The following is a 24,134-nucleotide window of genomic DNA, read 5'->3' as shown; positions in this document are numbered from 1 at the left end:
GGGTTATCTGCATGCGCGGCTGTATCAGAACCCCGGCGCATTCAACGACATCAAGCAGGGCAACAACGGCACCTTTGCCGCGGCGCCCGGTTGGGACGCCTGCACCGGCCTGGGCAGCCCCAAGGGCGACGCGATCGCGAACCTTTTCTAGCAGCGAGGCACGCATGACCACCACCGACCAGCCGTTCTTCGACCCCACCGCCTACGGCAACGGCCCCGACGACAGCGTGACCGATACCAGCGAGGGCATGGCGATCACGCACCACACCGTGCGCATCGGCGGACGCGACATCGCCTACACCGCGCATGCCGGCCACCTCGTCACGGTCGACCCGAGCAGTTCGCAGCCGGTGGCCAAGATGTTCCATGTGGCCTTTGTGGCCGATGCACCGGAAGGCGGCGCGCAGGCGCGGCCGGTCACGTTCTTCTATAACGGCGGGCCGGGGTCTTCGGCGGTGTTTGTGCTGCTCGGCTCGTTTGCGCCGCGCCGCATCGTGACGTCGATGCCGTCGTTCACGCCGCCCGCGCCGTATCGCATGGAAGACAATCCCGACAGCCTGCTCGATCGCTCCGACCTGGTTTTCATCAACCCGGTCGGCACCGGTTATTCGACCGCCATCGCGCCCAAGCGCAACCTCGATTTCTGGGGCGTGGACCAGGATGCGCGCAGCATCGCGCAGTTCATCAAGCGCTGGCTGACGGCCAATGATCGATGGAATTCACCCAAGTTTCTGTTTGGCGAGTCGTACGGCACGGCGCGTTCCTGCGTGCTCTCGTATGTGCTGCACGAAGACGGGGTCGACCTGAACGGCATCACGCTGCAGTCGTCCATCCTCGACTACACGCAGGCGGGCAATCCGGTGGGGCTTTTGCCGACGTGCGCGGCGGACGCGTGGTTCCACAAGCGTGCCACCTCGCCCAAAGGCGGGCCGCTGCCCGCGGACGTGGGCGACTTTGCCGAAGCCGCCGCCGTATTTGCCAGTACCGATTACGAAAAAGCCCTTGCCAAGCCCGCGCATGCCGATCCCGCCGTGCTGAAAGCGTTGGCGGCCTACACCGGCATTGATGCGGCAACGCTGCAGGGCTGGCGGCTGGATGTGGCGGCGTATGACGGCGCGGGCACGTCGCTGTTCCTGACCACGCTGCTGGCAGACAAGGGCTTGTCGCTGGGTGCGTACGACGGCCGCGTCACGGGCATCCACACCGGCATTGCGGCCAGTGTCGATCCCAACTCGGGTGGCAACGATCCGACCATGACGGCGGTGTCTGGCGTCTACACGGCCATGTGGAATACCTACCTGAACGACGACCTGAAGTTCACGTCCAACTCCGCCTTCACGGACTTGAACGACCAGGCCTTCCGCCATTGGGATTTCCGGCACACCGACCCGACCGGCGCGCAGAAGGGGCTCGATGCCAATGGCAACGTCGCCCTTTACACCGCCGGCGACCTGGCCGCCACGATGAGCCTGAACGTGGATCTGAAAGTCTTCTCCGCCAACGGCTACTACGACTTCGTCACGCCGTTCTACCAGACCATGCTGGATCTGAAGGCGATGCCGTTGCTGGATGCCGATGTGCGTAAGAACCTGTCGGCGGGGTTCTATCCGTCGGGGCACATGGTGTATTTGGATGGCGGCTCGCGCACGGCATTGAAGGCCGACCTCGCGCGCCTGTATGACGCGGCCACGGCCGACCACCAGGCCGTCGCGCGCATCCGCATGCTGCAGGCGCGCAAGGCCTGAGCGCCGGTTTGCTGATCAATACCCGCGGTAATACGGGTGGTAGTAATGCGGGCGGTCGTAATAGCCGCCCGCTGGCACCACCACGCAGGCGCTCAGCGCAGAGGTGGCGGCAGCAGCAAGGACGAGCAGGGCGATGGTGCGTTTCATGATGAGGCTCCGTGGTGATGGTGATCGTTGATCTGGCCTCACTGTATGGAAATGCCTCGCAACCGCGCTTTACCGTTTGTAAGAAAAACTGTGACGCCCAGGCCGGTAATCGGTTGTCCCGCCCGCATTGGCAACGCGCGGATCTGGGCCGCCGTAATTTGCCGTTACCTTTGCGGCGGGACTGTGGAGCACCGCGCGCCTGCTCGGGCACTGTCAGTGCAGCGCCACAATGTTCCACGAACTTATCGTCACACTATTGACAGATCGTCGAGATAGGCGGGAAATACACCAAACGGCAAACGTTGTGCTTCAAGTTTGGACGCGCGGCGCCGATAGCCGTTTATATAGAGACAGATGTCAGGGCGCCTCGGCCCAGTCGAGGCAGCAAGCCCTGCGGGGACCATGCGATGCGCGCTACCCAACGGTGCGCATCGGCAACATATCGGGGGGATGCATCATGACGAATTTTCTGGAATCCACCATCGCCTGGGCTGCACCGTGCCTGATCGCCACCGCGATCGTTGTGCCGGTCATGTGGAGCAAGCTGCGGGCGCGCCGTGTGCTCGAAGCCATGCATCACGCACGCGAAAACCGCGACGAGTAATCGGCCGATCAGCCTTGCGGGGCGATCGCACCTTGTTGTCACGGCAGTAGAAAACGAAAACGGGCGCCAGCAGCGATGCGGCGCCCGTTTGGCATTGTGCGAGGCAGGATTGCGGCGCGTCCCGTTGCGCCGCCATCCTGTTCGCTCAGGCTGCCACGGCCTGGCTCACAACGTCGCGCATGGCGGCGTGTGCGGCTTCCAGGGCCTGTGCGCGAGCGTCCGGGCCCATCGCCAGGCGCTCGGCGCGCACGAATTGCACATCGGTGATGCCGAAGAAGCCGAACACGGTCTTCAGATAGGCCTCCTGGAAGTCCATGGCGGCGGCCGGGCCGGCGGAGTACATACCGCCGCGCGTCGATGCCACGATCACCTTCTTGCCGCCGGCCAGGCCAACCGGGCCGGTTTCCGTGTACTTGAACGTACGGCCGGCTTGCGCCACGCGGTCGATCCACGCCTTGAGCTGGCTCGGCACCGAGAAGTTGTACATCGGCGCGCCGACCACGATCACGTCGCTGGCCAGCAGTTCATTCACGAGCGTTTCCGAGCGGGCATGCTCGGCGCGGGTGGCGTCGTCAAAATCGTCGGCACCCGTGGCGCGGAAGCCGGCAGCAATGGCGCCGTCCAGGTGAGGAATCGCTTCAACGGACAGGTCGCGGTGGACGACGGTGGCGCTCGGGTTTTCGCGGCGCAGCTCGTCGACAATGGCAGCGCTCAGGAGGCGCGAAGCCGAGGCGTCACCGAGGATGCTGGAATCGATGTGAAGGACTTGCATGGTGTCTCTCCAAGAAAAAGGTGGGTTGCTGCAAAGATAGTGCGATGCAGCGAGTTCCAGTAGTGGGTCGAATCGACACACATCGTTCTATGAGTGAGACAATGCGCCGGTCCTTTGGAGAACGGCCATGGAAGACCTGAACGACCTCGTCCTGTTTGCCAGCGTGGTGACCCACGGCAGTTTTTCCGGCGCCGCCCGGGCGCTGGGGATTCCGAAATCGCGTGTGAGCCGGCGCGTGGCCGATCTGGAAACGCGCCTGGGGGTGCGGCTGCTGCAACGCTCGACGCGGGCGGTGCATGTGACGGACGTGGGCTCGGCGTTCTATACGCATTGCGAATCGATGACGCAGGCCGCGCGCGCCGCCTTCGAAGTGGCCGAGCACGCGAGCGAAAAGCCTTCGGGCCGGCTGCGCGTGAGCTGTCCGGTGGGCGTGGCGCATGTGTTCATCGCGCCCGTGCTGTCCAAATTCCTGCGCGCGCAGCCCGATGTGAGGCTGGAGCTGGACGTGACGAACCGCCGTGTCGACGTGATCGGTGACGGCTACGACGTGGCGCTGCGCGTGCGCTCGACGCTGGACGATTCCAACCTCGTCGTCCGTAGCTTTGGCGTGAGCGACCAGGTGCTTGTGGCCAGCCCGTCGTTTGTTGCCGAGCATGGCCCGTTCGAGACGCCCGAATCGATGCGCGGCGTGATGGGCGTGGGCGTGGAGGGTGCGGCTGGCGAGCGGACGCGCTGGCGCCTGACCGCGCCCGAAGGCGGCGCGGTCGATATCGAATACACCCCCGCGCTGGTGACGGATGACCTGTACCTGATGGGCCAGACCGCGCTGGCTGGCATTGGCGTGGCGCAACTGCCGTTCAACCTCTGCGCGGAGCCCGTGCGCGACGGTCGGCTGGTCGTGCTGCTGCCGGAATACCGCTTGCCGGTGCACCAGTTTCACGCGGTGTTTCCGTCACGCCGGGGGCTGGTGCCGGCCGTGCGCGCGTTCATCGAATTCCTGGCCGAGGAGCTGCCCGGCATCACCGCGAATGTCAGCCGCTGTTATGAAGACATCGTTCGGAAACCAGATCGTTGACTCTGCAACGAATCTGAATCGGCAGTATCATCAACGGCTTCGCTTCTCCCATTGGCGTGCGTGCTCCGAGCGGCATGCGCGCACTCTCCCATGTCCTCCCGCCCCAGCATTGAACCGCCCAAGCCAGACACGCCGACTGCGCCAATCGCGTCGGCACCCAGCGCGGCATCCAGCCCGCTGGACGCGCACCCGGTTGCCGACATTCCGGTGATGGCGGTGATGGGCGGGCTGATGCTCGCCATCTTGCTGGGCGCGCTGGAACAGACGATCGTTGCCGTGGCGCTGCCCGTGATCGCGGGCGAATTCAACGGCTTTGCGCTGATGGCGTGGCTGGTGTCGGCGTATCTGGTGGCGTCCACGGTCGTCACGCCCATCTACGGCAAGTTGAGCGACCTCTTCGGCCGCCGCGCCATGCTGACGACGGCCATCGTGCTGTTCGTGCTGGCGTCGGTGGCGTGTGCGTTGGCGACCAGCATGCCGATGCTGCTGGTTGCGCGCGTGCTGCAAGGCCTGGGCGGCGGCGGCTTGATCTCGGTGTCGCAGGCCACGATTGCCGATGTGGTGCCGCTGCGCGAGCGCGGCCGCTACCAGGGCTACGTGAGCGGCATGTGGGCCATGGCCAGCCTCGCCGGCCCGGTGATCGGCGGCTACCTGACGCATTACCTGTCGTGGCGCTGGATTTTCTGGATCAACCTGCCGCTGGGTATCGTCGCGCTGCTTGTCGTGCGCCGCACGCTGCGGCATCTGCCGGTGGCGCATCAGCGTCGCCCGATCGACGTGCCGGGCGTGGTGCTGTTTGCCGCGGGCCTGACCGCGTTGTTGTTGATGATTACCCGCGTGGGGCAGGGCACGCCGCTCACGCAGCCCGACAACCTCGGCCTGCTGGCGGGCGCGGTGGTGTTGCTGGGCGCGTTCGTCTGGCAGGAAAACCGTGCCGTCGAGCCGATCATTCCGCTGTCGATGTTCCGTGTGCGCACGGTCACGATCTGCTGCCTGGCGCTGTTCCTGTGCTTCTTCCAGTTGATTGCCACGTCGGTGCTGATGCCGCTGCGCTTTCAGATGGTGGCCGGTGCCAGCCCCGACGCTGCCGCGCTGCGCCTCGTGCCGCTGACGCTGTCGATTCCGCTTGGCGCCTTCATTGCCGGCCGATGGATGACACACAGCGGCCGCTACAAGCCGTTGATGCTGATTGGCGCAAGCGTGGTGCCCTTTGCCGTCGCATCGCTGGGTTTGCTCGACCCGCACAGCGTGCTGGCGCTCACCTTGGCAATGATCGTGCTCGGCCTGGCGATCGGTGTGCAGTTCCCGACTGGCCTGGTCGCCACGCAAAACGCGGTGCCGCCGCAGACGGTGGGCCTGGCCACGGCGCTGACCGCCTTCTCGCGCCTGTTGGGTGGCGCGGTGGGCGTGGCGGTGCTGACCTCCGTGCTGATTGCGCTGCTGCGTCAGGCTGCGCCCGGTGCGCAGGTGGCGGCCGGCGGCGACGTGCTGATGGACCTGTTCCACGCGGCTCTGGCAAGCAATGGCGCCGACGCCCAGGCGTTGCAACGCGCGGGCGAAAGCGCGTTCCGGCATCTGTTTTTCTTTGCCGCTGCGGTGTCGGTGATTTCGCCGCTGCTGATCGTGCGGCTGGAAGAGAAGGCGCTGCGCGGCAAGGTGTCGCTTGCCGAAGCCATCGAGTAAAAGCTAAGCGGGCTAGCTCGCGGCAGGCGCCAGCGCGCGCCGACGCGCGCGGCGCGCCACGCTGCCGTCATGCAACGCCCAGCGCAGCGTCGGCGCCACGGTGCGCATGGCCGCCGAGGCAAACGCCGCCTGCAGCGGCGGCCGCTTCAGATCGAGCATCTGGATGGCCCACGGTGGCAACAGCTGGATGCCCGCGTCCAGAAAGAGGCGGACCGCTGGACGCAACCCCGGGCGCGGCGCCTGCCACGTCATCAAGACGTCCACCACCGTGCGCGTGCGATCGCTGGCCACCAGCTCGGCGCGCATCGCGTTCAGATAGGTCTGGACCGCCGCCCGCGATTTCGGCACGTCCCGCGCGCCGAGCATCTCGGCCACCAGCGCGGTCTCTTCAAAATAGCGATCCTGCTGCGCGCCGCTCAGGGTGCGATCCACGTAGCGCAGATAGCCCGCCAGGAAGCTCGACATTTCGGCCACGTGTACCCAGGTGAGCAGGTCGGGGTCGTTGGCGGAATACGGCCGGCCATCGGGCGCGATGCCTTGCACGCGGTCGTGGATGGTCTTCACGCGGTCGATGAGCGCCAGCGCATCTTGCCGGCTGCCATACGTGGTGCCGGCGACGAACTGTGCGGTGCGGCCCAGGCGCCCTTGCAGGTCTTCACGGAAATTGGAGTGGTCCCACACGCCGGCCAGGGCGCGCGGGTGCAGCGCCTGCAACAACAGCGCACTGATGCCGCCGGCCATCATCGCCGGAAAATCGGCGTGCACCTTCCAGCAGACTGCATCCGGGCCGAACAGGCCGGGGTCGCCTGGCGGCGAGGCAATGTCGAGGGTGAGGCTGCCGGTGGCCCGCGTCAGGCCGCGGACCTGATTGGCGATGCGTTCGCGAATGGCGTCGAGTGGCGAGGGCATGGTGCCGAAAGTGCCGGGAAGCACGAGGCAAAGAAGCGTTCATTTTACCGAGCCGCATCGGCGCATGCCTTGGCAGCCGTGATGACAGAACGCCGCATGGCCCATGTGCCGGCGCAGGACCATTTGTTGCGACGGCATGTCCATCCGCGCCTCCTAGAATGAAGAACGATTCCACGAGAACGCCATGCCTATGACCCCCCGTCGACTTACCGCCCGGTCTGGCTCGCTTGCCCTGATTGCCTTGATGGCAGGCCTGTGCCTGAGCCTCCCCGCGCGTGCGGCAGACAACGCGCAAGCGCTGCGTGATAAATATCAGACCGTGGCGCCCCAGTTGGCCGATAACGTTTTCCATCGCCCGTTGGTGCTGGAATCCACCGAAGCACCCGAACGGCTCAAGAGCGACATCTACAGCGTGCTCGACTACCCGTTCGCCACCGTCAAGAGCGCGCTGGGCGATCCGGAGCACGGCGCTGCCAACTGGTGCGACGTCCTCATCCTGCATCTGAATATCAAGTACTGCCACGCCACGCAGGGCACGGATGGCAGCGTGCTGAACGTGAACCTCGGCCGCAAGGTGGAAGACTCGCTTTCCAGCAGCTATCGCCTCGAGTTCGGTTATCACCCCGTTGTCAGCAATGCGGATTACTTCCGCGTGGAACTCAGCGCAGCTTCCGGCCCGCTCAGCACGCGGGACTACCACATCATGCTGGAGGCCATCCCCGCGCCGGGCGCCGGCAACCACACCTTCCTGCACCTGACCTACGCATACGGTTACGGTACGGCGGGCCGCCTGGCGATGCGCACATACCTTGCCACCGTGGGCAGCGGCAAGGTGGGTTTTACCAAGACGGCGGAATCCTCATCGGGTGGGGAGCCCGAATATGTGGGCGGCGTGCGCGGCCTGCTCGAGCGCAACACGATGCGCTATTACCTTGCCATCGACGCTTATCTGAAGTCGCTGTCGGCGCCGGCGGACAAGCGCTTGCAGCAGCGGCTGAATACCTGGTTCAGCGCCACCGAGCAGTACCCGCGCCAATTGCATGAAATCGAACGGCAGGACTATCTGCAGATGAAGCATCACGAAGTCGAGCGCCAGCAGACAGCGCAGTGACGCTCTTGCTTGGTAAGTCAGGCCGGGCGGTAGACCTTGGCGAAGCGCTGCGCCTGCACGACGCCGTAGTCGCCGGGGGCGTATTGAAGCACCCAGTCACCGGCCTGGCCGTGGAGCACATCGCCGGCTTCGGAGCGGGCCATCGAGAATGCTTCATGCATCTGCTTGGCCAGCACCACGCTCGGCCGGTTGCGGTAGCCGCCAGCCTGACCATGCGCAAGCGATGCATCGGCGGGAGCGTACTTTGCATCGAAACGCTCGCGCGAAACCACCCAGCGGTCGCCGGTTGAACCGGTGATCAGCGCGTCGCCAGGGGCGTAGCGATTCGGGCCTTCCAGGCTCATCAGCTCGCCGGCTTCGGCGGCAAAGTCGACGTGGACAATCTCATCCTTGACGAAGGGGCGGGCGGCGGGGTCCGTGCGGAGGTCGACGTGTTGCAGGGCGGGCATGAGGTGACGCAAAAGGCGATGAAAGCCCGGGTGGGCGAAAGGTCGTAAGCGTAGCGCAAATGGCGTATCGGCCCCGAGATCATGTTCCGACGTGGCGCACCGCGCGTTGTAGGACCATGTAAGCAACGCCGATGGAGCGATGGCCCGATCCCGCGCACAATACCGCAGCTCAATCTTGCGGGGTGCGCATGCTCATCGATTGGTCCCTCATCGCCACGCGCGAGGCTGACGCGCTGCACGACACGGTCGTCGACATGGAAGGCTGGGCGATGCCCTTGGACGCCGCTGCGCAGTCTGCCGACTACTTCCTGCTGGGCGCTGAACCGCCGTGCTGCGGCGGTTGCGTGTCGCGCAACCCGGCCACCAGCGTCGAAGTCCTTGCAGCGCAGCCGATGCCGGTGGGGGACGTGACGCGCGTCCGCGGCCGGTTGATGCGTTTGCAGGACGACCCCGCGGGCTGGCGCTATCAATTGGTGGATGCGTCGACCGCGCCGGGGCAACCTGTTGCCGGATCACCGCGCGTCGGCCGCCGCGTGTTCCTGGCCGCAGGTGCCGCGATGGGCTTGGCGGCGTGTGCACCGGGCCGCTTTGCCAACTACACGGATGCGCCGTCAGACGCGTCTTCCAGGTGGACGCCGCCACCCGGCGCGCTCACCATCGACATGCATTCCCATGCCGGGCGCGTCATCATCTCCCGCGACCCCAAGATCGGCGCCAATCGGCCGTTTTTGCCGGCGGCCGAGCCGATGCGCGCTGGAGGCATGAATGTCATCTGCCTGGCCATCGTGACCGACACCACGGTCGTGCACGTGGGCGCTGGCGGCAACCGTTTCGAGGCATTCCGCGCGCCGGAGCCAGGCGAGCTGTATCAACTGGGCATGACGGAATTTGCCCGCGCGCGGCGGCTGATCGAACGCGAGCAACTGCATGTGGTGACCGACGCCGCATCGCTGGCCGCCATGGGCACACAAGGGCCGAGCGTCATCATCGCGTCGGAAGGTGCGGACTTTCTGGAGGGCCGCATCGAACGCGTGGACGAGGCCTACACGCAGCACCGTCTGCGGCACCTGCAGCTGACGCATTACCGCGTGAATGAACTGGGCGATATCCAGACCGAGCCGCCCGTGCATGGCGGCCTGACCGATTTCGGCGCAGACGTGGTGCGCCGCTGCAATGCGCTGGGCATTGTGGTGGACGTAGCGCACGGCACGTATGACCTCGTCAAGCGTGCAGCGGCGACGACGACCAAACCGCTGGTGCTGTCGCATACGGCGTTGTCAGGGTCGCCCAGGCCGCGCAGCCGGTTGATTTCCGCCGACCATGCACGCGCGGTGGCGGACACCGGCGGCGTGATTGGCGTGTGGCCCAATGCGGCGGATTTTCCCAGCCTCGATGCCATGGCGCTGGGCATCAAGCGCATGGCCGATGTGGTCGGCGTGGCGCACGTGGGGCTGGGCACTGACATGTTGGGTTTCATCCGGCCGCCGGTGTTTGCCAGCTATACGCAGTTGCCGGCGCTGGCCACGGCATTGCTGAAGGCGGGATTCACTTCAGTGGAAGTTGGCCAGATCCTGGGCGGAAACTACCGGCGCGTGTTCGAGGCGACGGTGGGTTGATCGGCGCCCGCAAGGCGGCAAAAACCTTGCGGGCCCGATCACCGCACTTCCCCGTGTGCCGTGCTTGTCAGCGGTGTATCAGCGGTCGTACTCGACCGACGTGGTGAAGTTCAGATCCAGCGGGTCTGCCCACGACATGTTGGTGAACGACATGTCCTGCGTGCCCGTCCAGCCCGTCACCGCCGGGAAGGCCGTCCCCTGGTCACCCGCCACGTTCAGCGTGAGCGTGGTCCCGGGCGCAGCCGGCGAGGCGCGGCCCACGCCGTTGACGAACACCGTCGGCTGGCCCGACATCGTGGAACGGATCTGCACGTTGACGCGCTTCACGAACGGCACGCCGGCCTTGGTCGTCCACGTGACGGGCAGGGTGGGGCCGCCTGCAAACGTCGACGCCGTGCCCGGGGTGAGGATGTCGCGCGTGGCCTGCGAGATGTCCTGCCACGTGTACTGGCGCAGCGCATCCGGCGAGGGCGACGGCGTGCGCAGGCGCACCGTGTAGGTCTTCGACGGCTGGCTCGTCACGCCCCCCTGATAGATGGCGATCGTGTAGGCGCTGAACGGCGTGATGGTCGCCAGCTCCGTTGCCGTCAGTTGCGGCTTGGCCCAGGCCGTGTTGTTGCGTGGTGCATCGCCTGGCCACGTGAAGCTGCCCTGGTTGGCCGGGTCTTGCGCCACGCCTGCCAGGCGGAAGTTATTGCGGCAGGCGCTTTGCCTGGTCAGCGCGGCAAGCTGCGCCGGGGTCTGGCTTGCGCCGATCTGGGCGCGGATGTTCAGCGTGTCGCACGTGCCGGAAGACGGCTGCAGGAACACGCCATTGCGCAGCCCCGGGCCGGTCACGATCGCAAAATCGACCGGCGTGCCGGCGGCGTCGACGATGCCGACCTGCATGTTGATCGAATCGACAAACGCATTGGTGCCCGTCATTGCGGTGGCGCTGTTCAACCAGTCCCACTTCTGCGCGTTGGCGTTGACCTTGGTGAACACGGCGCGCTGGTTGCCGACGATGCGCCAGCCGTTGTCGCCGCTGGCGCGCGAGGCGGGCTGCACCGCCACCTGCACGTGCTGCTGCATGCCGTCGCGGAGGCCGTCAGCGCGGGTCCAGGCGAGCTTGACCCACAGCGTGTCACCGCTGCTGGATGCCACGCGGATGATCTCCGGCAGGCTGAAGCTGGCGTTGTTCATCGCGTCATCGGCAAACAGGCCGGGCGTGCCGCCACCCAATGCGGGGCCGAATTCCTTGTCGGCAGTCAGGCCGTTGTTCAGGTAGGCCGACGGCACGCCGTTGATGAGCGCGCCGCTGGCTACGTCGTCCACGAAGATCTGGCCGCAGACGGGGACGCTCCCGCCAATGCGCGTCGCGCCCGTGGAGCCGGCAAAGCACTGGTTGAGCGCCGTCTGCAACGCGGCCAGATCGGAAGCGTTTGGCAGGTTCGAGACGGGGTTGCCATTGATGGTCGCTACGCTTGGCAGGCTGGCCTTGTCGCTGGGCTGGGGCGCCACGCCGGGAGAGAGCTGCAACTGCGCAGGCGTATCGCTCGACGCGCCGGCCACGGAGCTGATCTGCACGCTGCCGTCCGGCAGCACGTTCACTTTCACCTGATCGAGCAGGCGATCAAGCCCCGGGGCGCCGGCCGTCAACGGACCGGAGATCAGATCCACCCCCGTGTTGCCGGTAGCGGCCAGCAGGTCGGCCAGCGCGGCGGCGTAGGCGGCGACGGTGCTGGAGACGGTCTGCGCGGTCACCTTGCTTTGCAGCAGGCCCGTGTTGCCGAGGAGCTTGCTTGGGTTGTCGCCGACGATGGTGGCGGCGATGGCGTTGGTGATGGGCGTGATGTTGATCGTCTGCGTGCCGGCGCTGGCAGACAGCGCGATCAGCGTGGCTTGCGAGTCGGCAACGTTGCCGGCCGCCGACAGCACGAACGGCGCGGCAAGACCGGTGACCGTGCATTGGAAAGCGCCCGTGGTGGCGTTGGCCGGGCAGTCGACCGACTTGCCGGTCGCGTCCATCAGCGTGACCGTGGCGCCTTGCATGGCTGCACCCGTGGCGGCGACGCCGCTGACGGTCTGCGCTGCGGGGACATTGGTGCCGGGCGCTGTGCTGGCGCCGCTGCCGGAATCGCCGCCGCCGCAGGCCGATACGGCAAGCGTGGCCAGTGCGATTGCAATGGGGGTAAGTTTCATGGAGTCCTCCCTGGATCGTGGGTGCGCCGTGCGTGCGACGCCGTTATTCCGTTATTCGGCACGGAGATTCTCGAAGCGCGCCCCAAGCGTCCGCATCATTCATTTGGAGGAAAGTGCTGCCAAATGAACGATGTTGATCGACGCACGCACGTGCTACGTTTGCGCACATAACATGTCCGCTGCCACTTCGCTTGCATGGGGTGAGCACGGCGGGCGCCAAGGCCAGACAGCCATCCTTCGGGGGAGGGACGCGTGCTCAAAGACCAGCTCATTGGTGATCTGTATGAAGCTGCGGTGACGCAGGACGGTTTCCTGGACGTGTTTCACGACGTCACCGAGGCATTGGGCGCCAACGTGTTCCACATGTTCAGCTGGGACCCCGTTCGGAACGCGCCCCATCTTTCGACTTACTCCCCAGGAAGGGGGTGGGACGACATTATTGCCCGCTACGACCAGTACTACGGCGCGCTTGATCCACGACGCGAGTACGTCGCACGTAGTGCGCTCGGTGAATTTGCCTTCTGCCAGGACTACGTGTCGGATGCCTATGTCGAGCGCAGCGAGTTCTACCAGGACTATCAGCTGCCGTCTGGATTTCGCTACCTGATGGGCGTGCGGCTGGCGCGTCCTGGCGGCAGCGACATCCTGCTGGGCATGCTGCGGGCCAACGGCCGTGCACCGTTTTCGGATGAGGAGCGTGCCACGGCGGCCGGCATGACCGGCCACCTGCAGCGCACCATCAACCTCTGGCAGGACACGCGCGTGCTGCATCGCGATGCAGCCCTCGGCGCAGAACTGATGGAGCAGCTTGGCCTGGCCGTGTTCGCACTCGGTCGGGATCAGCGTGTGCTGTTTGCCAACGCACAGGCCGAGGCGTTGCTGCGCGCATCGACTTGCCTGCGCCTGGAGCACGGCCGGCTGACTGCCGCGTTTGCTGCCGACAACGATGGCCTGCAAGCCGCGCTGGCGCGGGTGGCGAAGTCACGCAAGGGCGAGAGCCTTGCCGTGCGGCCGGCGCTCGGGGCGCCGCACGAAGTCTTCCTCGGTATTTCGCAATTGCCGGCCAACGCTGCGCATGCCGCATTTGGCGATGCCGCCATGCTCGTGACAGTGCGCCGCAAGGGCGATGCCGCACCGGTAACGGCCGTGCAGTTGCGTCAGGCGTTCGGTTTGTCAGCGGCAGAAGCGGCGGTGGGCGAAGCGCTGATCGCCGGCAAGACGCCTGACGAATACGCGGCCAACGCCAACGTCGCCATGTCGACCGTGCGTTCGCAGCTACGGGCCATCTTTGAAAAGACCTGCACGCGCTCGCAGGCGGAGGCGGTGGGCGCCATGCTGTGGGTGCTGTCGCAGCGCAGGCCGCAAGGCTAGACGGCTGTCAGGAAAATACCGGACGGAAGAAGCTGCGCTCGTAGCTGACGATGCAGCCGGTGTCTTCTGCGTACTGGAAGGCCGCCATGCAATCGGGGTCGGTCTTGGCGCGCTCGCGATAGACCTCGTAGGTCGCCAGACTGGGGAACGAGAACAAGGCCAGCGCGACGTTGTTCGCTCCTTCCGATGGGAGAAAGTAGCCGTGGTGCTGGCCGCCGAATTTTTCGACGAGCGGAATCCACATCTTTCCGTAGGCTTCGAATTCGGCAAGCCGTGCCGGGTTGATGATGTAGCGGAGGTAGCAGGTGATCATGGCGCGTGTGGTGAGGTCGGAAGCGCACCAGCCTAAACGTCCGCCCGCAGTCCGGTCAATGCCGTGTGCGGGCGGCGTGTTCAGTCTCAGTAGTAGCGCAACTCCGTCGCCTTGCCGTGGAACACCTTGTACGAGTAGATCGTGTAGCCGACGATGGTCGGCAGCACAATCGCCACGCCCACCAGCATGAATTCAAGCGATTCCGGTGCGCTGGCGGCCTGCCAGATGTCGAGCCGATCCACCACCAGATACGGGAAGAGGCTGTAGGCGAGGCCGTTGAAGGCCAGCAGGAAGATGGCGCCGGTACCGACGAATGGCGCCCAGACCAGGTGTTCATCGCCCTTGGCAATCTGCTGCGGCAGGCGGCGCAGTACCCAGTCGATCAGCAGGAACAGCACGATGGTCACCAGCGGCACGGGCGCCAGCAGGATGATGTTCGGCAGCGCAAACCACTTGTCGAACACGCGTGTGCTGACCCACGGCGTCGCCAGCGACACGGCGGCCACGCCGAGCGCGGTGAACCACAGGCTGCCGCGTGCCCACTGCACCGCGCGCAGCTGCAGCGCGCCTTCCGTCTTCATGATGAGCCACGTGGCGCCCAGCAGCAGATAGCCGGCAATCAGGCCGCCCGCCGTGCAGATCGCAAAGATGACGTTGGCGGCGTCGTACTGAAAGCCGGTGATGTATAGGCCGAGCATCAGGCCCTGCGCAGCGGTGGCGATGACGGAGCCTGCATAGAACGCGCGGTTCCACCACGGCTTGTGGTGGGCGCGCGCCTTGACCCGAAAGTCGAATGCCACGCCACGCAGGATGAGGCCGAACAGCATCAGCGCCACCGGCAGATACAGCGCGCCCAGGATCTCGCCATGGGCGGCCGGAAACGCCACCAGCAACAGCCCGACACCGAGCACGAGCCACGTTTCGTTGGCGTCCCAGAACGGGCCGATGGAGGCGATCATGGTGTCCTTCTCGGCGTCGTCTGCGCGGCGCAGCAGGATGCCGACACCGAGGTCGTAGCCGTCGAGGACAACGTAAGCCAGCACGGCGATCCCCATCAGGGCCATGAAGACCACCGGCAGCCAGCCGGCGGGTTGGGTGAGGTCGGGGATGGCGTTCATGCTTGGCTCCGGGCGGGTTGGGCAAAGACCGGGTTGGGTGTTTCGATGACGGGCGTGCCGGTGGCATCGGGGTCGGTGGGGTCGATCACGCCACCGGCCTTGCGGGCCAGATAGAACACCACGCCGATGTAGGCGGCGATAAGGAACGCATACAGCGCCAGGTACATCGCTAGCGTGCTCCCGATCATCGCGGCCGGCACAGACGACGCTGCCTGCGCGGTGGTCAGCACGCCATACACGAGCCAGGGTTGGCGACCGATTTCGGTGACATACCAGCCGGCCACCACCGCGAGCCATCCGGAAAACGTCATCGCCACCAGAACGCGTGCGAGCCAGCGTGGCAGTTCACCGTTGCGGCGCAGGCGCCAGGCGCTTGTCCACGAGACGGCCAACATCAGCAGGCCCACGCCCACCATCAGGCGAAACGCGAAGAACACCGGGAGCACGGGCGGATGCCGATCGAATTGGTCCAGCCCGCGCACCTCGCCGTCCAGTGAATGCGTGAGATACAGCGATGCCGCCTTCGGCACTGCGATTTCGTAGCGATTGCTGCGGGTTGCTTCGTCCGGAATGCCGAACAGCACGGCGGGCACGCCGCGTTCGGTTTGCCAGATGCCTTCCATCGCGGCCAGCTTGGCGGGTTGATGCTCCATCGTGTTGAGGCCGTGTGCATCGCCGGCGGCAATCTGCAGTGGGATCAGCACGGCCGCCAGCACCACGCCGGTCTTGAGCGTGGCGCGCACATCGGCAGCGCGATCGTTGCGCAGCCACCGATACGCCGACAGCCCCGCGAGCAGGAACGCGACCGTGAGGCCCGACGCCAGCAGCATGTGGGTGAATCGATACGGAAACGACGGATTGAAGATGATCGCGAGCCAGCTTGCCGGATGGGCGCGGCCGTCGATCATTTCGTAGCCGGCCGGCGTTTGCATCCACGAGTTGAGCGCGATGATCCAGAACACGGAGATCGTCGTGCCCAGCGCCACGAGAAACGTCGCGAACGTATGAATGCGTTCGCTCACGCGGCCGGTACCGAACAGCATGATGCCGAGGAAACTCGCCTCCAGGAAGAAGGCGGTCAGCACCTCGTACGCCAGCAGCGGGCCCGCGATATTGCCGACCGTATTCATATAGCCGGGCCAGTTGGTGCCGAACTGGAAACTCATCGTGACGCCAGACACCACGCCCAGCGCGAAGGTCAGCGCAAAGACCTTCACCCACAGGCGGTACGCAGCCATCCAGACGGCATCGCCGGTCTTGCGAAAGCGCAGCTTGAAGAACAGCAGCACCCACGCCAGCGCAATGCTGATGGTGGGAAAGAGGATATGGAACGTGATGTTGGCGCCGAATTGCACGCGCGCAAGGACAACGGGATCGAGTGACATGGGCTTTCTCGGGGGCTACTTGGACTTGCCGCCAACCACGACGGCAAGCTTGTTCTTCATTTCCAGCAACTTATGCACCTTGGCGCCCATCTTCATGAGTTGCTGCAGGGATTCGGCATCGAGCTTCTGCACGTCGTCGAACCAGTTCGTCATGAGCGTGATGAGCTGGTACATCTCCTTCATGCGCGCCTGGGCGTGGCGGTCGTCGGGGTCGGTCGGGGATTCGAGCATCACGTCGCGCAGCAGCGAGAGCGTGGGGTCGATCTCACGTTTGCGGCGCTCCTCGGCCAGCGTGCGGAAGATGGTCCAGATGTCGTCCGGGGCGGAAAAATATTCCCGCCGGTCACCCGGCTTGTGCGAGAGGCGGACCAGCTTCCAGGACTCCAGCTCCTTCAGCCCGATGCTCACGTTCGAGCGCGAGAAGCCCAGCGCCTCGGCGATCTCGTCCGCGTTGATCGGCTCGCGCGCGGCGTAGAGCAGCGCGTAGATCTGCCCGACAGTGCGGTTGATGCCCCAGCGGCTGCCCATCTCACCGAAATGCAGGACGAAGCGCTGTTTCAAGGGAGAGAGTTGCATTGTTTTGATCTTTCTCAATTTTCAGGAATTTCTGAAATTTTAGGCGTCCTGTTGCGCTGCGCAATGTGACGCGCTGTCGCGGGCGCGCAGACATTGCCGAACGGCGTTCCGTGCCGCGCACATGTGAGGTGCTCTCACATGAAAACGTATGGCGTGTTGTTATCGCGATTTGCCCCCCATTAAGACGGCCAGAATTAACGCAAATGAGGGATTAACGGAGCAGGTGGGCTGAGGTAATCGGCTTCGATTTACGGTAACGGCTTACTGGATATGAGGTAGACGCCCGAGATCATTTTCATCATGTAATAACTGCTTGGGCAAATGACGATGCTAAGAAAACAGCATTCAAAAAAAATGGGGTTATCTCGGTCTTAATAACGCGGCTTTCATGCCGATAACCGTTGCGAAGCAAATCATCAAAGGAGATTCCCCATGCGTGTCAATGAACCTGTTACCCAGCGCGAATACGAGTTCCCGGACAACGCCACGCTCATGTCGACCACCGACACGCAGAGCTACATCGCCTATGCGAATGCGGCGTTTGTGGAGGTGAGCGGTTTTTCCCGCGAAGAGATTGAAGGCAAGCCGCATAACATCGTGCGCCACCCGGATATGCCACCCGAGGCATTTGCCGATATGTGGGCCACGCTCAAGGAGGGGCAACCCTGGACGGCGCTGGTCAAGAACCGCCGCAAGAATGGCGACCATTATTGGGTGCGCGCCAACGCGACGCCTGTGGTGCGCAACGGCCGGACCAGCGGTTATATGTCGGTGCGCACCAAACCCACGCGCGAGGAAATCGCGGCGGCCGAGGCGCTCTACAAGGATTTCCGCACCGGCCAGGCGGGCAGCCGCAAGTTTCACAAGGGGCTGATCGTGAGAACCGGGCTGATGGCGTGGCGTTCGGTCTTTCAGGTCATGCCGGTGCGCTGGCGCATTCGGCTCACTTTTCTCACATTGCTGCCCGCGCTGGTGGCGCTGGCGTGGGGCTTCGGCATGTCCGGCGCGGCGCTCGGTGGTTTTGCAGGTGCGTTGCTCGTGGCCCTGGCGCTGGCGTCGTGGTCGTTGAAGGTTCAGATCGCCACGCCGCTCGAAAAGCTGCAGGAGCTGGCGCTGAGTGTGGCCTCGGGCGAGAGCCGGAAGGTCGCCATTGCCGACCGGGTGGACGAGATCGGCATGACGCTGCGCACGATCAGCCAGCTTGGCCTGATGTTCCGCTGGTTGATCGACGATGTGGCGGAGCAGGTCTTCAACGTGCAATCGGCCAGTCAGGAAATCGCCAAGGGCAACGGCGACATCAACATTCGCACCGAGCAGGCTGCCGCCAGCCTGGAAGAAACCTCCAGCTCGATGACGCAGATGACCGCCACCGTGGCCAGCAACGCCGAGACCGCGGGCCAGGCCAACACGTTGTCCGGGGAGGCCACGCAGGCAGCCGTCAATGGCGGTCGCGCCATGGAGCAGGTGGTGGCGACCATGAGCGCCATTTCGCAGAGCGCCAAGCAGATCGCCGACATCATCGGCGTGATCGACAGCATCGCCTTTCAAACGAACATCCTGGCGCTCAATGCTGCGGTGGAAGCCGCGCGCGCTGGCGAACAGGGACGGGGTTTTGCTGTGGTGGCCGGCGAGGTGCGTGCGCTTGCGCAGCGCAGTGCCGGCGCCGCCAAGGAGATCAAGGAGCTGATCGGCACCAGCGTCGACAAGGTGGAATCGGGCTCGCGGCTGGTGGACGACGCCGGCAAGACCATGGACGACATCGTCGAACAGGTCAAAAAGGTCTCGGCCATGATTGCCGACATCAGCCTGGCGACGGCGCAGCAGACCGAGGGCATCACGCAGGTCAGCCAGGCGGTCAACCATCTGGATCAGGTCACGCAGGAAAACGCCACCCTGGTCGGCCAGAGCGCGGCTGCGGCCGAAGGCCTGCGCATTCAGGCCACGCGGCTGGTGGAGGCGGTGAACGTGTTCCGTTGAGCCGGAGGCAATTGCAAAAACCCCGTCGAACGCACATCGCGATTGTGCTGTCTTCGCCTACTATGCCTATGCAGTAACGTCCCTCAAAACGCACATTCTCTGGAGCGCAAACATGGCCTCACATGGTTTGATTGCCTGGTTGATCATCGGCGCGGTGGCGGGCTGGCTGGCCGGCATCCTGGTGAAGGGCGGCGGGTTCGGCATCTTCGTCGACATCGTGGTCGGCATCGTCGGCGCGTTTATCGGCGGATGGCTGGCAGGGGTGCTGGGCATCTCGCTGGGCGGCGGGTGGATCGGCTCGATCATCACGGCGGTGATCGGCGCGGTGATCCTGCTGTTCATCATCCGGCTGATCAAGCGCGCGTAGCGCAAGCCGGCACCAGAGCCGCGAACGGCGGCGGATGCGCATGTCATCCAACCGCCGGGTTTCAACATGCACCGCATCACCTAGACTGGTTGAACCAAAGGGCAGCCCCGCCGCGCCACAAGCGCCGGCGGGGCCGGTACACGCTAACCCGGCGAGGCCACCATGTCTGACCAGTTCACCACCGCACCGCAAGAACTCTACGAAGGGTTCGAAATTCACGTTGTGCCAAGCCCGACTCGGGCCAACTCCACGCGCTACACCTACACCGGCTACGTGTGCCACCCCGGCGCCGATCCGCACCTGCCCGGTCATGTCGTGCCCTTTCATGCCGATGGCGACGACACCTTCCGCAGCCCCGAAGAGGCCATGGAGGAAGCCGTGCACGTGGCGCGCAGCATTGTCGACGGCTCGCATCCGGATCTGTCGGTGCTGTCGATCGTGACGCACGGCTACTGACGCCGAAGCCTGATCGGCAGCGTCCCTTCCCGTCAGTCTTGCTTGTGATGTGCCGGTCGCGTGGCGGCGGCCGACGCATTTGCTGTGCCGCACCATCCCGAATCGCGCTCGCACCGAAACCGTGCGGGGCGGTGCCCGCGCATGAGGCAAGCGGCCCGCCCGATTCCTGGGCAATGTCCCGCAAACCGCGATAGCTCAAGGCTTTGCCTCCTTGGCATACCTGTTGCATAGCACCATGGCGCGGGTCAAAGGCGATTCGCGCGCTTCGTGGTGAACGCCCTGGTGCTCAGGGCGACTTGGACAACGGCGTCCCAGACCCCGGCTACTGCAGCCGGGCTCTCGGACGCCTTTCTTTTTTTTCGGCCCCTGATTGATGGGATTCAACATGACCGGCAAAGCGACCCGAATCGACCTGTTCAGCCTGCGCACGCCGCAGATGCGCGCCTTCCATCTGACGTGGCTCGCGTTCTTCGTGTGTTTCTACGCGTGGTTTGCCTGCGCGCCGCTCATGCCGGTGCTCAAGGGCGAATTCCATCTCACGCCCGGCCAGATCGCCAACATCAACATCGCCGCGGTGGCGGTGACGATCCTGGTGCGGCTGATCGTCGGCCCGCTGTGCGACCGCTTCGGGCCGCGCAAGACCTACACCGGCTTGCTGCTGCTGGGGGCCATCCCCGTGCTGGGCGTGGCACTGGCGCAAAGCTACGAGACCTTCCTGTTCTTCCGCCTGGCCATCGGCGCGATTGGTGCGAGCTTCGTCATCACGCAGTACCACACGTCGGTCATGTTCGCGCCGAACGTGGTGGGCACGGCCAACGCGGCGGCGGCCGGCTGGGGCAACGCAGGCGGCGGTGTGGCACAAGGCACGATGCCGCTGCTGCTGACCGCCATCGTGATGATGGGCGTCACGCAGAGCATGGGCTGGCGCATCGCCATGGTGGTGCCGGGTGTGGCGATGCTGATCGTTGCGGCGCTGTATTGGCGCTATACGCAGGATTGCCCGGAAGGCAACTTCAGCGCGTTGCGCGCCGCCGGCAAGACCATCGAGGGCGGCAAGAAGGGGGGCTGGGGCAGCTTCGTCACGGCCGCCGGCAACTACCGCGTGTGGCTGCTGTTCGTCACCTACGGTGCATGTTTTGGCGTGGAGATCTTCATCCACAACATCGCCGCCACTTACTACGTCGATCACTTTGGCCTGTCGCTCTCGGCTGCCGGCATGGCTGCGGCCAGCTTCGGCCTGCTCGCGCTGTTTGCCCGCGCGCTGGGCGGCATCGTGTCGGACCGCGTCGCAGCCAAGCGCGGCCTGGATGCACGCACACAACTGCTGTGCCTGCTGATGCTCGGCGAGGGCCTCGGCCTGTTCGGTTTTGCCCATGCAGGCAGCGTGCCGGTGGCGATTCTAGCGATGCTCGGCTTCGGCCTGTTCACGCATATGGCGTGCGGTGCCACGTATGCGCTGGTGCCCTTTATCGATCGCCGTGCGTTGGGCGGTGTGGCCGGCATCATCGGCGCGGGCGGCAACGCGGGCGCGGTGGCGGCGGGCTTCCTGCTCAAGGGCATGGCCGATACGCAGGCCACGCTGTCCATCCTCGGGGTGCTGGTGGCGCTGTCGGCCATCTGCGCCATTGCCGTGCGTTTCTCGGCAGAGCACAAGGCCCGCGAACAAGCGCTGTACGACAACACGCTGGCCGCCGCCGGCAACGCCTGAAAGAGGACATCACCATGACCATGAAGATCGTCGTCATCGGCCACGGAATGGTGGGCCACAAGTTTCTGGAAAGCCTGCTGCATGCGCCCGGCCATCACCTCCAGGTGACGGTGCTGTGCGAAGAGCCGCGCCCCGCCTACGACCGCGTGCACCTGTCGGAATTCTTCACGGGCAAGACGGCGGAAGATCTCTCTCTCGTGGCGCCGGGCTTCTTTGATCGCGATGACGTGGTGCTCAAGCTCAACGCCCGCGCCACGGCCATCGACACCATGGCCAAAACCGTGACGGCTTCCACCGGCGAAGTGCTGCCGTACGACAAGCTCGTCATCGCGTCGGGCTCGTCGCCGTTTGTGCCGCCGGTGCCGGGCCGCGACCGCAAGGACTGCTTCGTCTATCGCACCATCGAAGACCTGGAAGCCATGGCCGAATGCGGCCGGCGTGCCAAGACCGGCGTTGTCATCGGCGGCGGCCTGCTGGGGCTGGAATGCGCCAAGGCGCTGCGCGACATGAACCTGCAAACGCACGTGGTCGAGTTTGCCGGCCGCCTGATGGCGATGCAGGTGGACGACGGCGGCGGCCGCATGCTGCGCAGGAAGATCGAAGACCTGGGCGTGACCGTCCACACGCAGAAGAACACGTCGGAGATCGTCGACGGCGAAACGGCGACGCATCGCCTGAACTTTGCCGACGGCACGCACCTGGAGGCCGACATGGTCGTCTTCTCGGCCGGCATCCGCCCGCGCGACGAGCTGGCGCGCGCTTGCGGGCTGGAAGTGGGCGAGCGCGGCGGCATCGTGATCGACTCCGAGTGCCGCACCTCCGCGCCGGATGTTTACGCGATTGGCGAATGCGCGCTGTGGGGCGGCAAGGTTTACGGCCTGGTTGCGCCCGGCTACGAGATGGCGCGCATTACCGCCAAGCAGATCCTGGCGGCGGACGACGCGTCGGAGTTCAGCGGTGCCGACATGAGCACCAAGCTCAAGCTGATGGGCGTGGACGTCGCCAGCCTGGGCGATGCGCAAGGTGCGACGCCGGGCAGCCGCAGCGTGCTGTTCACGGATGAGCGCAAGCAGATCTACAAGAAGCTCGTGCTGTCGGAAGACGGCAAATACTTGCTGGGCGGCGTGCTGGTGGGCGATGCATCGGAATACGGCACGCTGCTGCAGATGATGCTCAACCGCATCGAGCTGCCCGAAGCACCGGAATTCCTGATCCTGCCGCAGGCCGATGGCAATGCGCGCCCGGCGCTGGGCGTGGATGCGCTGCCCGACAGCGCGCAGATCTGCTCGTGCAACGATGTATCGAAGGGCGCGTTGTGCCAGGCCGTGTGTGCCGGCGCCACGTCCGTGGGTGCGCTCAAGGACGCGACCAAGGCCGGCACCTCGTGCGGCGGCTGCGTGCCGCTCATGACGCAGGTGATGAAGGCCGAGATGAAGAAGCAGGGCCTGGCCGTCAACAACCACATCTGCGAGCACTTTCCGTATTCGCGCCAGGAGCTGTATCACCTCGTGCGCGTGGGCCGCGTCCAGTCCTTTGAAGCGCTGCTGGAAGCGCACGGCAGCGGCATGGGCTGCGACATCTGCAAGCCGGCTGTGGCGAGCATCCTCGCTTCGTGCTGGAACGACTTCGTGCTGAAGAAAGAGCACGCCAGCCTGCAGGATTCCAACGACTACTTCCTCGCCAACATCCAGAAGGACGGAACGTATTCTGTGGTGCCGCGCATGCCCGGCGGCGAGGTCACGGCAGACGGCTTGATCGCCGTAGGCCAGGTCGCCAAGAAATACGGCCTGTACACCAAGATCACCGGCGGCCAGCGTGTCGACCTCTTCGGTGCACGCCTGGAGCAACTGCCGTTGATCTGGGAAGAATTGATCGCGGCCGGCTTCGAGTCGGGTCACGCGTATGGCAAATCGCTGCGTACGGTGAAGTCGTGCGTGGGGTCCACATGGTGCCGCTATGGCGTGGGCGATTCGGTGGGTTTTGCGATTGCGCTGGAGAACCGCTACAAGGGCCTGCGCTCGCCGCACAAGATCAAGTTTGGCGTGTCGGGCTGCACGCGTGAATGCGCGGAGGCGCAAGGCAAGGACGTCGGCATCATCGCTACGGAGAAGGGCTGGAACCTGTATGTGTGCGGCAACGGCGGCATGAAGCCCCGCCATGCCGAACTGCTGGCGGCCGACCTCGATCAGGAAACGCTCATCAAGTATGTCGACCGCTTCCTGATGTTCTACGTGCGCACGGCCGACCGCCTGCAACGCACCAGCACATGGCGCGACAACCTCGAAGGCGGTCTCGATTATCTGAAGGATGTGGTCGTCAACGACAAGCTCGGCATTGTGGCCGAACTCGAAGCCGAGATGCAGCACGTGGTCGACACCTACCAGGACGAATGGAAGACCGCCGTGACCAACCCCGACGTGCGCAAGCGCTTCCGCCACTTCGTCAACAGCGAAGCGAAGGATGCGAATGTCGTTTTCGTTGAAGAGCGCGGCCAGATCCGCCCCGCCACGGTCGAGGAGCGTGCCAAGACACGGCCCGTGCGCATTCCCGTTGTGGCTGAAGCCGCTTGAG

21 protein-coding genes are annotated in these 24,134 nt (G+C 65.1%); 12 read left to right on the top strand and 9 right to left on the bottom strand.

Features of this window, described 5'->3' with window-relative positions; genetic code table 11:
- Nucleotides 1–11: 11 nt before the first annotated feature.
- Nucleotides 12–1,745, top strand: a complete 1,734-nt coding sequence (locus ABIC76_RS02060) for a S10 family peptidase (RefSeq protein ID WP_502947827.1) — start codon at nt 12–14, stop codon at nt 1,743–1,745.
- Nucleotides 1,746–1,760: 15 nt separating this feature from the next.
- Here ABIC76_RS02060 and ABIC76_RS02055 read toward each other — a convergent pair whose 3' ends face one another.
- Nucleotides 1,761–1,892 carry a hypothetical protein gene (locus tag ABIC76_RS02055; protein WP_354532799.1) on the bottom strand — a complete coding sequence of 44 codons (132 nt, stop codon included), beginning with the start codon at nt 1,890–1,892 and terminating at the stop codon, nt 1,761–1,763.
- A gap of 457 nt (nt 1,893–2,349) precedes the next feature.
- Between ABIC76_RS02055 and ABIC76_RS02050 the strand changes: the two genes are divergently transcribed.
- Nucleotides 2,350–2,496: a hypothetical protein gene (locus ABIC76_RS02050; RefSeq protein ID WP_180815241.1), complete on the top strand. Its 147-nt coding sequence runs from the start codon at nt 2,350–2,352 to the stop codon at nt 2,494–2,496.
- A gap of 145 nt (nt 2,497–2,641) precedes the next feature.
- Here ABIC76_RS02050 and ABIC76_RS02045 read toward each other — a convergent pair whose 3' ends face one another.
- Complete coding sequence (locus ABIC76_RS02045; RefSeq protein ID WP_004627558.1) at nt 2,642–3,268, bottom strand: FMN-dependent NADH-azoreductase; 627 nt, start codon at nt 3,266–3,268, stop codon at nt 2,642–2,644.
- A 127-nt stretch (nt 3,269–3,395) separates the two neighbouring features.
- Between ABIC76_RS02045 and ABIC76_RS02040 the strand changes: the two genes are divergently transcribed.
- Both ABIC76_RS02040 and ABIC76_RS02035 read left to right on the top strand, forming a co-directional pair.
- Entirely contained in the window at nt 3,396–4,343 is a 948-nt protein-coding gene (locus ABIC76_RS02040; protein WP_354532798.1) for a LysR family transcriptional regulator, read from the top strand.
- Nucleotides 4,344–4,433: 90 nt separating this feature from the next.
- Nucleotides 4,434–6,026, top strand: coding sequence for an MDR family MFS transporter (locus tag ABIC76_RS02035; RefSeq protein WP_354532797.1), 1,593 nt, complete (start codon nt 4,434–4,436; stop codon nt 6,024–6,026).
- 12 nt (nt 6,027–6,038) lie between these two features.
- On the opposite strand, the gene ABIC76_RS02030 is transcribed toward ABIC76_RS02035, so the two are convergent.
- Entirely contained in the window at nt 6,039–6,935 is an 897-nt protein-coding gene (locus tag ABIC76_RS02030; protein WP_354532796.1) for an oxygenase MpaB family protein, read from the bottom strand.
- Nucleotides 6,936–7,119: 184 nt separating this feature from the next.
- Here ABIC76_RS02030 and ABIC76_RS02025 point away from each other — a divergent pair, with 184 nt between their 5' ends.
- Nucleotides 7,120–8,046: a hypothetical protein gene (locus tag ABIC76_RS02025; protein ID WP_354532795.1), complete on the top strand. Its 927-nt coding sequence runs from the start codon at nt 7,120–7,122 to the stop codon at nt 8,044–8,046.
- A 17-nt stretch (nt 8,047–8,063) separates the two neighbouring features.
- On the opposite strand, the gene ABIC76_RS02020 is transcribed toward ABIC76_RS02025, so the two are convergent.
- Complete coding sequence (locus tag ABIC76_RS02020; RefSeq protein ID WP_354532794.1) at nt 8,064–8,495, bottom strand: PGDYG domain-containing protein; 432 nt, start codon at nt 8,493–8,495, stop codon at nt 8,064–8,066.
- A 188-nt stretch (nt 8,496–8,683) separates the two neighbouring features.
- Between ABIC76_RS02020 and ABIC76_RS02015 the strand changes: the two genes are divergently transcribed.
- On the top strand, nt 8,684–10,111 hold the full coding sequence (locus ABIC76_RS02015; protein ID WP_354532793.1) for a dipeptidase: 1,428 nt from the start codon (nt 8,684–8,686) through the stop codon (nt 10,109–10,111).
- Nucleotides 10,112–10,189: 78 nt separating this feature from the next.
- Here ABIC76_RS02015 and ABIC76_RS02010 read toward each other — a convergent pair whose 3' ends face one another.
- Complete coding sequence (locus ABIC76_RS02010; protein WP_354532792.1) at nt 10,190–12,292, bottom strand: hypothetical protein; 2,103 nt, start codon at nt 12,290–12,292, stop codon at nt 10,190–10,192.
- 252 nt (nt 12,293–12,544) lie between these two features.
- On the opposite strand from ABIC76_RS02010, the gene ABIC76_RS02005 reads away from it, so the two are divergent.
- On the top strand, nt 12,545–13,663 hold the full coding sequence (locus tag ABIC76_RS02005) for a helix-turn-helix transcriptional regulator (RefSeq protein ID WP_354532791.1): 1,119 nt from the start codon (nt 12,545–12,547) through the stop codon (nt 13,661–13,663).
- A 7-nt stretch (nt 13,664–13,670) separates the two neighbouring features.
- On the opposite strand, the gene ABIC76_RS02000 is transcribed toward ABIC76_RS02005, so the two are convergent.
- From ABIC76_RS02000 to ABIC76_RS01985, 4 genes are all read right to left on the bottom strand, one after another.
- Nucleotides 13,671–13,976, bottom strand: a complete 306-nt coding sequence (locus ABIC76_RS02000) for an NIPSNAP family protein (RefSeq protein ID WP_092972042.1) — start codon at nt 13,974–13,976, stop codon at nt 13,671–13,673.
- A gap of 86 nt (nt 13,977–14,062) precedes the next feature.
- Entirely contained in the window at nt 14,063–15,094 is a 1,032-nt protein-coding gene (locus ABIC76_RS01995; RefSeq protein WP_354532790.1) for a cytochrome d ubiquinol oxidase subunit II, read from the bottom strand.
- The gene (locus ABIC76_RS01990; protein WP_354532789.1) at nt 15,091–16,479 is read right to left on the bottom strand and encodes a cytochrome ubiquinol oxidase subunit I; all 1,389 of its coding nucleotides are present in this window, start codon (nt 16,477–16,479) and stop codon (nt 15,091–15,093) included. Before ABIC76_RS01990 ends, ABIC76_RS01995 begins: the two co-directional genes overlap by 4 nt.
- Before the next feature lie 15 nt (nt 16,480–16,494).
- Nucleotides 16,495–17,055: a GbsR/MarR family transcriptional regulator gene (locus tag ABIC76_RS01985; RefSeq protein WP_004627541.1), complete on the bottom strand. Its 561-nt coding sequence runs from the start codon at nt 17,053–17,055 to the stop codon at nt 16,495–16,497.
- A 432-nt stretch (nt 17,056–17,487) separates the two neighbouring features.
- Between ABIC76_RS01985 and ABIC76_RS01980 the strand changes: the two genes are divergently transcribed.
- The 5 genes from ABIC76_RS01980 (at nt 17,488) to nirB (ending at nt 24,133) form a co-directional block, all read left to right on the top strand.
- Nucleotides 17,488–19,032, top strand: coding sequence for a methyl-accepting chemotaxis protein (locus ABIC76_RS01980; RefSeq protein WP_354532788.1), 1,545 nt, complete (start codon nt 17,488–17,490; stop codon nt 19,030–19,032).
- A 112-nt stretch (nt 19,033–19,144) separates the two neighbouring features.
- Nucleotides 19,145–19,399 carry a GlsB/YeaQ/YmgE family stress response membrane protein gene (locus ABIC76_RS01975; RefSeq protein WP_004627540.1) on the top strand — a complete coding sequence of 85 codons (255 nt, stop codon included), beginning with the start codon at nt 19,145–19,147 and terminating at the stop codon, nt 19,397–19,399.
- Nucleotides 19,400–19,561: 162 nt separating this feature from the next.
- Nucleotides 19,562–19,855 carry a hypothetical protein gene (locus ABIC76_RS01970; RefSeq protein ID WP_027679162.1) on the top strand — a complete coding sequence of 98 codons (294 nt, stop codon included), beginning with the start codon at nt 19,562–19,564 and terminating at the stop codon, nt 19,853–19,855.
- 385 nt (nt 19,856–20,240) lie between these two features.
- Nucleotides 20,241–21,563 (top strand): MFS transporter, encoded by a 1,323-nt coding sequence (locus ABIC76_RS01965; RefSeq protein ID WP_102066192.1) that lies wholly within the window; start codon nt 20,241–20,243, stop codon nt 21,561–21,563.
- A 14-nt stretch (nt 21,564–21,577) separates the two neighbouring features.
- A complete protein-coding gene (gene nirB, locus ABIC76_RS01960) occupies nt 21,578–24,133 on the top strand; it encodes a nitrite reductase large subunit NirB (protein WP_354532787.1) in 2,556 nt (851 codons plus the stop codon).
- Nucleotide 24,134: the final 1 nt, after the last annotated feature.

It is taken from the genome of Ralstonia sp. 1138 (genome assembly GCF_040544795.1).
Lineage (GTDB): Bacteria > Pseudomonadota > Gammaproteobacteria > Burkholderiales > Burkholderiaceae > Ralstonia > Ralstonia flatus.
This window is presented reverse-complemented; position numbering and strand designations above follow the sequence as displayed.

What these genes read in the sequence shown, in the direction of transcription:
- ABIC76_RS02050 (WP_180815241.1), top strand. Translation starts at nt 2,350, where the DNA reads ATGACGAATTTTCTGGAATCCACCATCGCCTGGGCTGCACCGTGCCTG.
- ABIC76_RS02060 (WP_502947827.1), top strand. Translation starts at nt 12, where the DNA reads ATGCGCGGCTGTATCAGAACCCCGGCGCATTCAACGACATCAAGCAGG.
- ABIC76_RS01995 (WP_354532790.1), bottom strand. Translation starts at nt 15,094, where the DNA reads ATGAACGCCATCCCCGACCTCACCCAACCCGCCGGCTGGCTGCCGGTG.
- ABIC76_RS01985 (WP_004627541.1), bottom strand. Translation starts at nt 17,055, where the DNA reads ATGCAACTCTCTCCCTTGAAACAGCGCTTCGTCCTGCATTTCGGTGAG.
- ABIC76_RS01970 (WP_027679162.1), top strand. Translation starts at nt 19,562, where the DNA reads ATGTCTGACCAGTTCACCACCGCACCGCAAGAACTCTACGAAGGGTTC.
- nirB (WP_354532787.1), top strand. Translation starts at nt 21,578, where the DNA reads ATGACCATGAAGATCGTCGTCATCGGCCACGGAATGGTGGGCCACAAG.
- ABIC76_RS02055 (WP_354532799.1), bottom strand. Translation starts at nt 1,892, where the DNA reads ATGAAACGCACCATCGCCCTGCTCGTCCTTGCTGCTGCCGCCACCTCT.
- ABIC76_RS01975 (WP_004627540.1), top strand. Translation starts at nt 19,145, where the DNA reads ATGGCCTCACATGGTTTGATTGCCTGGTTGATCATCGGCGCGGTGGCG.
- ABIC76_RS01980 (WP_354532788.1), top strand. Translation starts at nt 17,488, where the DNA reads ATGCGTGTCAATGAACCTGTTACCCAGCGCGAATACGAGTTCCCGGAC.
- ABIC76_RS01965 (WP_102066192.1), top strand. Translation starts at nt 20,241, where the DNA reads ATGACCGGCAAAGCGACCCGAATCGACCTGTTCAGCCTGCGCACGCCG.
- ABIC76_RS02035 (WP_354532797.1), top strand. Translation starts at nt 4,434, where the DNA reads ATGTCCTCCCGCCCCAGCATTGAACCGCCCAAGCCAGACACGCCGACT.
- ABIC76_RS02015 (WP_354532793.1), top strand. Translation starts at nt 8,684, where the DNA reads ATGCTCATCGATTGGTCCCTCATCGCCACGCGCGAGGCTGACGCGCTG.
- ABIC76_RS02040 (WP_354532798.1), top strand. Translation starts at nt 3,396, where the DNA reads ATGGAAGACCTGAACGACCTCGTCCTGTTTGCCAGCGTGGTGACCCAC.
- ABIC76_RS02045 (WP_004627558.1), bottom strand. Translation starts at nt 3,268, where the DNA reads ATGCAAGTCCTTCACATCGATTCCAGCATCCTCGGTGACGCCTCGGCT.
- ABIC76_RS02025 (WP_354532795.1), top strand. Translation starts at nt 7,120, where the DNA reads ATGCCTATGACCCCCCGTCGACTTACCGCCCGGTCTGGCTCGCTTGCC.
- ABIC76_RS01990 (WP_354532789.1), bottom strand. Translation starts at nt 16,479, where the DNA reads ATGTCACTCGATCCCGTTGTCCTTGCGCGCGTGCAATTCGGCGCCAAC.
- ABIC76_RS02000 (WP_092972042.1), bottom strand. Translation starts at nt 13,976, where the DNA reads ATGATCACCTGCTACCTCCGCTACATCATCAACCCGGCACGGCTTGCC.
- ABIC76_RS02010 (WP_354532792.1), bottom strand. Translation starts at nt 12,292, where the DNA reads ATGAAACTTACCCCCATTGCAATCGCACTGGCCACGCTTGCCGTATCG.
- ABIC76_RS02020 (WP_354532794.1), bottom strand. Translation starts at nt 8,495, where the DNA reads ATGCCCGCCCTGCAACACGTCGACCTCCGCACGGACCCCGCCGCCCGC.
- ABIC76_RS02030 (WP_354532796.1), bottom strand. Translation starts at nt 6,935, where the DNA reads ATGCCCTCGCCACTCGACGCCATTCGCGAACGCATCGCCAATCAGGTC.